This window comes from Achromobacter sp. SIMBA_011 (assembly GCF_046535435.1).
Taxonomy (GTDB): Bacteria; Pseudomonadota; Gammaproteobacteria; order Burkholderiales; family Burkholderiaceae_B; genus Achromobacter; species Achromobacter dolens.
This window is the reverse complement of the sequence record NZ_JAWRWN010000215.1, coordinates 1-316: the sequence shown is the minus strand read 5'-3', so window position 1 is coordinate 316 and position 316 is coordinate 1. Positions and strand designations below refer to the sequence as shown.

1 pseudogene is annotated in these 316 nt (G+C 65.2%); it reads left to right on the top strand.

The features are described 5' to 3' along the window. A pseudogene (locus tag SB816_RS30635) lies at positions 1-316 on the top strand (NADH-quinone oxidoreductase subunit M); the annotation flags it as partial.

The window sequence follows — 316 nt, the reverse complement described above, 5'->3', positions numbered from 1 at the left end:
ACAAAACCCCGGGGGCGGCCCGCTGGCTCGCGCTGATCGGCTCGCTGCTGGGCCTCGCGGTCACGCTGCCGCTGATCACCGGCTTCGATTCGAGCACGGCCGCGCTGCAGTTCGTCGAGCAATCGACCTGGATCGAACGCTTCAACATCTCGTACCACCTCGGCGTCGACGGCATCTCGATGTGGTTCGTCGTGCTGACCGCGCTGATCACGGTGATCGTCGTGATCGCCGCGTGGGAGGTGATCACCGAGAACGTCGCGCAGTACCTGGCGGCCTTCCTGATCCTGTCCGGGATCATGATCGGCGTGTTCTCGGC